7 protein-coding genes are annotated in these 9188 nt (G+C 59.6%); all 7 read right to left on the minus strand.

Going from position 1 to position 9188, the window contains the following annotated elements; translation table 11 throughout:
* Positions 1-22: 22 nt before the first annotated feature.
* The 7 genes from JFT86_RS05755 to JFT86_RS05785 all read right to left on the minus strand — a co-directional run bounded on the left by JFT86_RS05755 (position 23) and on the right by JFT86_RS05785 (position 8992).
* Positions 23-889, minus strand: coding sequence for an ABC transporter permease (locus JFT86_RS05755; RefSeq protein WP_201236077.1), 867 nt, complete (start codon positions 887-889; stop codon positions 23-25).
* A gap of 20 nt (positions 890-909) precedes the next feature.
* Positions 910-1770, minus strand: coding sequence for an ABC transporter ATP-binding protein (locus JFT86_RS05760; RefSeq protein WP_201236078.1), 861 nt, complete (start codon positions 1768-1770; stop codon positions 910-912).
* A gap of 5 nt (positions 1771-1775) precedes the next feature.
* A complete protein-coding gene (locus JFT86_RS05765) occupies positions 1776-2801 on the minus strand; it encodes an ABC transporter substrate-binding protein (protein WP_096823034.1) in 1026 nt (341 codons plus the stop codon).
* Between the two features lie 18 nt (positions 2802-2819).
* Positions 2820-3716, minus strand: coding sequence for a TauD/TfdA family dioxygenase (locus tag JFT86_RS05770; protein ID WP_201236079.1), 897 nt, complete (start codon positions 3714-3716; stop codon positions 2820-2822).
* A 375-nt stretch (positions 3717-4091) separates the two neighbouring features.
* Positions 4092-5459, minus strand: coding sequence for an HlyD family type I secretion periplasmic adaptor subunit (locus JFT86_RS05775; protein ID WP_201236080.1), 1368 nt, complete (start codon positions 5457-5459; stop codon positions 4092-4094).
* Positions 5449-7605: a type I secretion system permease/ATPase gene (locus JFT86_RS05780; protein ID WP_201236081.1), complete on the minus strand. Its 2157-nt coding sequence runs from the start codon at positions 7603-7605 to the stop codon at positions 5449-5451. The genes JFT86_RS05775 and JFT86_RS05780 overlap by 11 nt, the downstream gene beginning before the upstream one ends.
* Before the next feature lie 34 nt (positions 7606-7639).
* Entirely contained in the window at positions 7640-8992 is a 1353-nt protein-coding gene (locus tag JFT86_RS05785; RefSeq protein WP_201236082.1) for a TolC family outer membrane protein, read from the minus strand.
* Positions 8993-9188: the final 196 nt, after the last annotated feature.

Raw genomic sequence — 9188 nt, forward strand, 5'->3', positions numbered from 1 at the left:
GGCCAGCCGCCACGCCACACAATTACCGCTGCATGCCCCAACGCTTCACCGTCACCCGCTCCAATGTGTCGAACACCAGATTCTCCACCAGCAAGCCAATCAGGATCACCACGGCCAGCCCGGCAAACACCTTGTCGGTGTACAGCTCGTTGCGATTCTGAAAGATGTACCAGCCCAATCCACCCTTGCCGCTGGTCGCCCCGAACACCAACTCAGCCGCGATCAACGTACGCCAGGCAAACGCCCAGCCGATTTTCAGCCCGGCGAGAATCGACGGCAGCGCCGCCGGAATAAGGATGAACAGCACAAAACGCATGCCCTTCAGCCCGTAGTTGCGACCGGCCATGCGCAAGGTTTCCGACACGCCGAGAAACCCCGCGTAGGTGTTCAGCGCCAGCGCCCAAAGCACCGAATGCACCAGCACGAAAATCAGACTGTTCTGCCCCAACCCAAACCACAGCAGAGCCAGCGGCAGCAAGGCAATCGCCGGCAGCGGATTGAACATCGAAGTCAGCGTGCTCAGCAGATCCCGTCCGAACTGGGTCGATACCGCCAGGGTGGTCAGGGCAAACGCCAGCACGATCCCGATCAGATAGCCCTTGAGCAGCACCACCAACGATATCCACACCTTGCCCAGCAACTCGCCGCTGAGCAGACCGTCGTACAGCGCATGACTGGTCTGTACGAAGCTCGGCAGCAGCAAATCGTTGTTCTGTACCCGGGCGACGATTTCCCAGACGACCGCGAGCAAAATCAGAATCAGGCTTTTGCGCAGCCAGCCCTGTTGCCACAGCCGTTGACTGAGCGGTAATTCGCGCTCGACCGGCACGCTGGTCAGCGGCTCCAGCACCGTTTCGAACTCTTGTCGTACAGATGATGAATGGCTCATCGGGCTATCCTCCTGGCCGCTCAATAAGCGATGCGAATGTCGTTGAAATCATGGTCGCGCTCGGTTTCCGGCGACTGGCCTTCGTCGAACAACAGCCGATGAATGCGCCGCGCCGATTCCTGAAACGCCACACCGCCAAGGCTTTGCAGATCGTATTGATGGCTGTGCACTTCCGCCCTCACCCGTCCCGGATGCGGCGACAACAGCAGGATGCGATTGCCGACCACCAGCGCCTCTTCAATCGAGTGAGTAACGAACAACAAGGTGAAGCGCACTTCCTCCCAAAGCAGCAGCAATTCCTCCTGCATCTTGCGTCGGGTCAGCGCATCCAGTGCGGCGAACGGCTCGTCCATCAGGAGGATCTTCGGCTGCATCGCCAACGCTCGGGCGATCGCCACACGCGCCTTCATGCCGCCGGACAAGGTATGCGGATAGGCATCGGCGAACGCCGCCAGGCCGACCTTTTCCAGATAGTGCAGCGCGCGCTCTTCGGCTTCCTTTTTCTTCAGCGTGCGCGAGGCCAGCAGCGGAAACATCACGTTCTGCTTCACCGTTTTCCACGGTGGCAGTTGATCGAACTCCTGAAACACCACGATCCGGTCCGGCCCCGGCGCATCGACGCGCTGGCCTTGCAAACGGATCTCGCCGTCGCAGGGCTGGATGAACCCGGCGACGGCTTTGAGCAAGGTGGATTTACCGCAGCCGGACGGGCCGAGCAGGACGAAGCGATCCTGCTGATCGACTTCAAAACTGACCTGATGAGTCGCCCGCACGACACGTTGCGGCGTGCGGTATTCGAGACTGACTTGATCGACCGCCAGCAACGCTTGCGTGCTGGCGACCGGGTTGCTGGCCGCGTGGCCTGGCAAAGGGGCGTTCATGTCGGTCAGCTCCCTTGCAGCGGTTTGGCGTCCTGGAAGAAGTAGTCCTTCCACGATTCAGGTTTGTTCTTGATCGCGCCAACGCGGTAGAGGAATTCGGCCAGTGGATAAGTGTTTTTCGGCGTGACGCTGAATTCGAACTGCGGGTTGTCGATGATTTTCAGCAATTCGGCGCGGTCGATCTTCGCCTTGGTCACGCGGATATAAGTATCCGCCGCCGCGCCTTTATCGTTCTGCGCAAATTGCGCGGCTTCGGTCAGCGCCTCGACGAAGGCCTTGTAGGTTTTCGGGTTGTCGTTGCGGAATTTCTCGGTAGCAAACAGCACGGTTGGCGAGTTCGGGCCGAGCACGTCGTAGGAGTTGAGCACCACATGCACATTCGGGTTCTGCAGCGCCTGATCCTGGAACGGCGGGTTGGAGAAATGCCCGGTCAATTCGGTGCCGCCAGCGATCAACGCAGCGGTCGCGTCCGGGTGCGGGACGGCGATGGTGTACTTGTCGAGGCGATTGAACTCCTTGTCACCCCATTGCTTGGCCGCCGCGTATTGCAGGAAGCGCGACTGCACCGACACCCCGACCGCCGGCACCGCGATGCGATCCTTTTCGGTGAAATCGGCGATGGTTTTGACCTTGGGATTGTTGCTCACCAGGTAGTAAGGGAAGTTGCCCAGTGAGGCCACGGCTTTGACGTTCTGCTTGCCATGGGTGCGATCCCAGATGGTCAGCAACGGCCCGACACCGGCGCCGGCAATGTCGATAGAGCCGGACAACAGCGCGTCGTTGACCGCCGCGCCGCCCGAGAGCTGCGTCCAGTCGACCTTGATGTCGAGGCCTTCCTGCTTGCCGTACTTCTCGATCAGGCCCTGATCACGCACCACGTTGAGCAATAAATAGACAATGCCGAACTGTTCGGCGATACGGATTTCACCTTCAGCGTGGGCCACGGTCGGCGCCACCAGACTGCCGGCGATCAGACTGAAACCGAGGCCAATGGCGGCGGCCAGCGGTGCGAATGGAAGACGTTTGGACATGATCGAATCTCCGGCAAATCAGAAAGGCGCGTTGCCCTGAATGGTCGTGCGAAACAGCTTGCGGCGCAGGTGCGCGGGGCAGCCGGCAGCGAGGTGGATCAGCGAACGGTTGTCCCAGAACACCATGTCGTGGGGCTGCCACTGATGGCGGTAGATGTTTTGCGGCAGCACGCTGTAGGCGTAGAGCTCGGCGAGCAGTTGTTGGCTCTCGTCCTCTGGCAGACCGACGATGCGCGTGGTGAAACCTTCGCTGACGAACAACGCCTTGCGGCCGTTTTCCGGGTGGGTACGCACGATCGGGTGCACCACTTCAGCGACCTGCGCCAGTTGCTCCGGGGTCAGGGTCGGGCGCCAGTTGCCTGCGAATTTGGTTTCGCTGTAGCGCGCGGTGTAGGAATGCGCGGCAGAGCGCCCTTCAATGGCTTTGCGCAGCGCTTCGGGCAAGTTGTCCCAGGCTTTGTGCATGTCAGCGAACAAGGTGTCGCCACCTTCGGATGGCAGTTCCTGCGCGTGGAGCATCGAGCCGAGACTTGGCAGCTCTTTATAAGAGAGGTCGGAGTGCCAGAATTTGCCGGCATCGCCGAGGCCGATGTTCTGACCGTTTTCGACGATATTGGAAACGATGAGGATTTCCGGGTGATTGGCCAGCAAGAACTGCTTGAGCACATGGATCTGCAACACGCCGAAGCGGCGGCTGAAGTCGATCTGCTGTTGCGGGGTGATGCGTTGGTCACGGAACACCACGACGTGATGATCCAGATGCGCACGGTGGATGCGGGCGAAGTCCTCATCGTTGACCGGACGGGTCAGGTCGAGGCCGATGATTTCAGCGCCAACGGCACCGCTGAACGGGCGAATTTCGAAGGTTTGCGGCGCGGCGGTCGCGGCGCTAGGGGTGGCAGTAGCTGCGGACATCTTTCAATCTCCCACGCACGGCGCGCTCACAAGCGCGCTCGTCGATCAGAAACTCACGCTGGATTGCGTGTTGGTTCAGGTCGTGCGGCGCGCCGATTGGTCGGCAGGTACGCAGGGAAGTGACTTTATAGCTATAAGAATTGGAAACTAAATACCGTTAGCGAATAACGATATGGCGAATGGTGAGGAATGGACGAATTAGTGAGTGACGATTTGTGTCACTTCCTGACAGGGATGTGGTGTTTCGGCTGACGCTATCGCGAGCAGGCTCACTCCTACAGGGATCGCATTCCATCTGGAGAAATGCGGTTACTGTAGGAGTGAGCCGGCTCCGGGCGGCGATCCGACGATGAGGCCAGCGAATCCACTATAAAATCAACGCTCGTGAAGAGCTTCAGCGCGGGCACGAATAATCGGCTTGAGCAGATAACTCAACACCGACTTCTTGCCGGTGATGATATCCACCGACGCGACCATCCCCGGAATGATCAGCAATGGCTTCTCATCGGTGCCCAAGTGGCTGCGTTCGGTGCGGACCTTGATCATGTAGTAGGTGGTTTTCTTGTCTTCATCGGTGATGGTGTCAGCGCCGATCTGCTCCAACTGGGCCTTCAGCCCGCCGTAAATGGTGTAGTCATAGGCAGTGAATTTCACGATCGCTTCCTGCCCCGGATGGAGGAAGGCGATGTCTTGCGGGCGAATTTTAGCTTCGACCAACAAGGTGTCATCCAGTGGGACGATTTCGACCATGTCGCTGCCCGGCTGAATCACGCCGCCGATTGTGTTGACCAGCAACTTGTTGACGATGCCGCGAACCGGCGAGGTGACCAGCGTACGGCTGACACGATCTTCCAGGGCCTTGCCTGTCGCGCTGGCCTTGTTCAGGTCGGTGCGTGCTTCGTTGAGTTGGGTCAGCGCTTCACTGCGGAATTTGCCGCGGGTTTCATCAATTTTGCGCTGCACTTCCTTGATCGCCGATTCCGCACGCGGGATTGCTAGCGTGGTGGCGTCGAGCTGCCCACGGGTTTCCACTTCGGCACGCTTGAGCCGCAGCACTTCAACCGGAGACACCGCGCCCTGCGCCACCAGCGGCTCGGACATGTTGATTTCCTGACGCTGCAAGCCCAGTTGCTGACGATACTGTGCTTGCTTGGAGCCGAATTCTCGCAGCTCTTGCTGGCGCTGAATCAACTGTTCCTGCAAGCCGCCGATCTCGTCGTGCAACTGCTGACGGCGGCTGACGTAAAGCGATTCTTCGCTTTTCGCCTGACCCGGCACCGCTTTGAGTACGTCTTCGGGGAAATTCAGCGGACGGTCATCGACCTCGGCACTCAGGCGCTCGACCCGCAGCAGCATCGACAGTCGATCGGCTTCGGTTTCGCCGACGTTGGAAGCAAATCGCGTGTCATCCAGCCGAATCAGCGGAGCACCGGCCTCGACGATCTGACCTTCCTTGACGAACAGTTCGGAAACGATCCCGCCCTCAAGGTTCTGGATTTTCTGAATCTTCGACGAAGGAATCGCCTTGCCGTCGCCCTTGGTTACTTCGTCGATCACGGCGAAGTTGGCCCAGAGCAGCAGGAACACGAAGAAGCCGATGATCGCCCAGATCGTCAGGCGCACGACGCGCGGGGCGTCTTCGATCAGCGCTTTGTTGACCTCAGGCAGCGGCTGACCCTGCAAGGATGCAGAGCCTTTGAAGTAGCGACGGATCGAATCCTTGAAACCCGACTTAAGCAACACTGATCTGCCCCTTCTTCAACGCTTCCATCACGGCGGCTTTCGGGCCATCGGCGAGAATCTGTCCACGGTCGATCACCAGCAGGCGATCCACCAGCGACAACAGTGATGCCCGGTGCGTCACCAGCACCACGGTCTTGTTTTCAATCACGGCGGCGAGGCGTTGCTTGAGGCGTTCTTCACCGGTGTTGTCCATGGCGCTGGTCGGCTCGTCCATCAACAGGATCGGTGGATTGAGCAGTAGCGCCCGGGCCAGTGCGACGTTCTGGCGTTGGCCACCGGAGAGGTTCTGCCCGCGCTCACCCACTTGCAGCTCATAACCTTGCGGGTGCAGACGGGCGAATTCGTGGACGCCGGCCAGTTCAGCGGCTTGCAACACCAACTCGTCTTCGACATAACGCGCACCGGACACCAAATTGTCGCGCAAGGTGCCGGCCAGCAGTTGAATGTCCTGCGGCACGTAGCCGATGTTGTAGCGCAGTTCGCTGACGTCGATCTGGCGGATATCCACACCGTCGACCAGCAACGCGCCGTCGTCCGGCTGATACAGGCCGACCAGCAGTTTGGCCAGCGAACTCTTGCCCGAACCACTGCGGCCGATGATGCCAATCTTCTCGCCGGGACGGATCACCAGGTTGATGTTCTTCAGCGCCGGGTTCTGTTGTTCCGGGTAGGTGAAATTGAGCTGGCGGCATTCGATGGCGCCTTGCAGAACCTTGCGGCTCAGCGGGCGCTCTTCGAAGTTGCGCTCCTGCGGCAGCTCCATCATCTGGTCGACCGAAGTCATGGTCACGCGAGCTTGCTGGTAACGGGTCAGCAGACCGGACAGCGACGCCAGCGGACTCAGCGCGCGACCACTGAGCATGTAGCAGGCAATCAGACCGCCCATGCTCAAGTGACCGTCGATGATCTGGTAAACGCCGAAAACGATCATGATCACCCCGGCCAGTTGCTGGATCAGCAGGGTGATGTTCATCGCCAGACCGGAGAGCATTTTCACCCGCAGTTCGAGGCGGCTAAGGGTGCCGATGGTCTGTTCCCACTGATATTGGCGTTCGCTTTCGGCGTTGTTGACCTTGACCGCGTCGAGACCGGCGAGGGTTTCGATCAGGCTCGACTGACGCTCGGCGCCCAGCGCCATGGTGCGTTCCATGGTTGCCACCAGCGGTTTCTGCAAGGCGTAGCCTATCAACAGCGCAATCGGGAACGCCAGCACCGGGATCCACACCAGATGCCCGCCGAGAATCGCGATGACGATGAAGATCAGGATGGTGAACGGCAGATCGATCAGGCTGGTCAGGGTCAGCGACGCAAGGAAGTCACGCAGGCTCTGAAACTCATGGATGTTCTGCGCAAAGCTGCCGACCCGCGCCGGGCGATATTTCATCGCCATGCCGACGATGCGTTCGAACAACGTGGCCGAAATGATCAGGTCGGTTTTCTTCCCGGCCAGGTCCAGGCACAGAGCGCGCAGGCTCTTGAGAATCAGGTCGAAGATGTAGGCGCCGGTGATGCCCAGTGCCAGCACCCACAGGGTCGCCTCAGCCTGGTTCGGCACCACACGGTCGTAGACGTTCATCACGAACAGCGGCGCGGCCATGGCGATAATGTTGATCAGGAAACTGGCGGCGATCGCATCGGCATACAGCCAGCGCGAGCGCTTGAGGGTGTCGCGGAACCACGAGCGGGCACGCGGGATCAGCGTGCCGTGGTTGACGTCGAATTTGTGTTGCGGCTGGGCGAAGAAGACTTTGCCGGTGTAGTCGTCGGTCAGCAGTTCGCGGCTGACCACGGACTCGCCGCCATCGCTTTCGCTGAGCAGCACCCGCGCTTCGTTTTCACCTTGCCAGCCGAGCAGGACGGCACTGCGACCGTCCTTGAGCAGCAACAGCGCCGGCATCGCGATCGCCGGAATTTCTTCCAGCTTGCGTTGCAGCACCCGACCTTGCAGGCCGGCACGAGCCGCCGCGCGGGGCAGCAACTCGACACTCAGACGTTGTTTGGGCAGCGGCAGGCCGGTGGTCAGCATTGCCGCGCTGGCGGGCTTCTGGTGCAGCATGCAAAGGGCGAGCAGACCATCCAGCAACGGATCGTCGTGCAACGCGCGTGGATCATGACTGAGATGAACTCGACTGACTTCTGATTCCACGCTCGACACTCTTTGACAGTTGAAAAGGGATAACTCAATTCATCCCAGGTAGCTGGACCTTGGGCTTCACGTCGTTCTGCACAACGGATGCCAACGGTGCGACCACTCCCTGGCTTCTGAGCAACTCGCCCATGGTCGCCTTGATTCGATACTGAGTAAATAACTGAATGTTTTTGATTTCAGCCAGACGCCGCGAAGCGGTGAACAACTCGTTTTCGCTGTCGAGCAAATCGAGCAAGGTACGCTCGCCGAGGCTGAACTGGCGCTGGTACGCGGTGCGCACCGAGGTGCTGTGATCGACGTACTGCTGAGCAATCGGCACTTGCGCGTTAGCGTTGTTCAAGGCGTTCCAGGCCAGGCCCAGTTCTTCGTTCAACTGACGCAGGGCGTTGTTGCGGATGTCCAGCGCCTGGTTCGACAGGTACGACTTGGATTCCAGATCAGCCTTGTTGCTGCCACCCGAATACAGGTTGAAGCGCATGCGCAGCATCGCCTGCCATTCGTTGTTGTGACCGTTCTGGCCGTCGAGATCGTTATCGGCGGTACGGCCCAATTCAGCATCGAAGCGCGGGTAGAAGGTCGACTTGGCGGTTTCGTACTGCTTTTCGGCAGCGGCAATATCGGACTCGGCCGAGCGCAGGATCGGGCTGTTTTCCAGCATCTGCTGGCGCGCTTCATTGAGGTTGGCCGGCATCATGGCCATGAACGGCGCCGGACGCTCCAGTTGGTCAGGCATCTGGCCAACGGCACTGAGGAAGTTGGTTTCCGAGTCGGCCAGGTTGGTCTGTTCAGTGATCAGGTTGTTGCGGGCCTGGGCCATCCGCGCTTCAGCCTGATCGAGGTCGGCACCGCTGCCGACGCCGCGCTGGGTGCGCAGCTGGATCTGGTCGTAGATACGCTGGTGGCTCTTGAGGTTGTCCTCGGCCAGTCGCACGAATTCGCGGCGAGTCAGCACGTCCAGGTACACCTGGGCGACGGTCAGGCCGGTGCGCTCGGAGGTGCCGAGCAACGAGTAGGCGCGGGAGTTGACGGTGGCTTGTTGACGCCCGACTTCGCTGGACGTCGCAAAACCGTCAAAGACCATTTGCGAGAGACGTAAACTTGACTCGCTGCGGTTCAGGGTTTCCCAGTGATTGCCGCCGCCATTGGCGCGGGTGGTCACACTGTCGGTGCCTTCACGGCCATAGCCGCCCAGCAGATCGACCTTGGGCAGGTATCCACCTTTGGCAGCCTTTAACTGATAATCCGCGGCCAAGCGACTGTTGACCCCTGCCTGGATTTCCGGATGGACATCCAAGGCCTGTTGCATGGCCTCTGGTAGGGATTGTGCTTGTGCGAATGAAGCGGCGAGAGCAAAAGGTAGAGCCTTGAACAAATGCGAACGCATGGTAACGATTTCCCAGAACTACTTGTCTTGAATCACAGCAAAACGTGCTGCTGCGGCGGATGATGGCAACCGGAATGACCGTATGTCGGAAAGTTCAAAACAGGAACTGGATCACACGCTGAAGGACAGGTCGCCGCGGAAATATCAATGTGACATTAGTGGGGCGATTGTTTAGGATGGCACCCAGAAGGTCAAT

This window comes from Pseudomonas sp. TH06, from assembly GCF_016651305.1.
Lineage (GTDB): Bacteria > Pseudomonadota > Gammaproteobacteria > Pseudomonadales > Pseudomonadaceae > Aquipseudomonas.

Bases quoted from the DNA above. Each gene is read 5' to 3' on its own strand.
- JFT86_RS05755 (WP_201236077.1), bottom strand. From the start codon at position 889: ATGAGCCATTCATCATCTGTACGACAAGAGTTCGAAACGGTGCTGGAG.
- JFT86_RS05785 (WP_201236082.1), bottom strand. From the start codon at position 8,992: ATGCGTTCGCATTTGTTCAAGGCTCTACCTTTTGCTCTCGCCGCTTCA.
- JFT86_RS05765 (WP_096823034.1), bottom strand. From the start codon at position 2,801: ATGTCCAAACGTCTTCCATTCGCACCGCTGGCCGCCGCCATTGGCCTC.
- JFT86_RS05770 (WP_201236079.1), bottom strand. From the start codon at position 3,716: ATGTCCGCAGCTACTGCCACCCCTAGCGCCGCGACCGCCGCGCCGCAA.
- JFT86_RS05760 (WP_201236078.1), bottom strand. From the start codon at position 1,770: ATGAACGCCCCTTTGCCAGGCCACGCGGCCAGCAACCCGGTCGCCAGC.